Annotated in this window: 1 pseudogene; it reads left to right on the top strand. The window is 59.3% G+C overall.

Annotated features, from left to right (window positions below):
• Positions 1-278 (top strand): annotated as a pseudogene (locus FDX22_RS21455) (PTS fructose transporter subunit EIIBC); the annotation flags it as partial.
• Positions 279-285 lie beyond the last annotated feature (7 nt).

Below are 285 nucleotides of genomic sequence, written 5' to 3'. Positions count from 1 at the left end.
GCTTTATCACCGAAGGGGCAATTCCGTTCGCGGCACGCGATCCGATGCGTGTTCTGCCATGCTGTATCGTCGGTGGCGCGGTGACGGGAGCAATCTCAATGGCTGTGGGTGCGAAGTTGATGGCGCCACACGGCGGACTATTTGTACTGCTGATCCCAGGCGCCATTACCCCTGTACTGGGTTACCTGTTGGCGATTGTTGCTGGTACGCTGGTGGCCGGTCTCTCCTACGCGGTGCTGAAGCGCCCGGAAGTGGACGCTGTCGCGAAAGTAGCCTAACTCTTCT

Origin of the sequence: Citrobacter sp. TBCS-14 (genome assembly GCF_005280805.1) — a bacterium.
GTDB classification, from domain to species: Bacteria; Pseudomonadota; Gammaproteobacteria; order Enterobacterales; family Enterobacteriaceae; genus Citrobacter; species Citrobacter gillenii.
The sequence above is the reverse complement of the archived record's forward strand: the minus strand, read 5'-3'. Positions and strand labels throughout refer to the sequence as shown.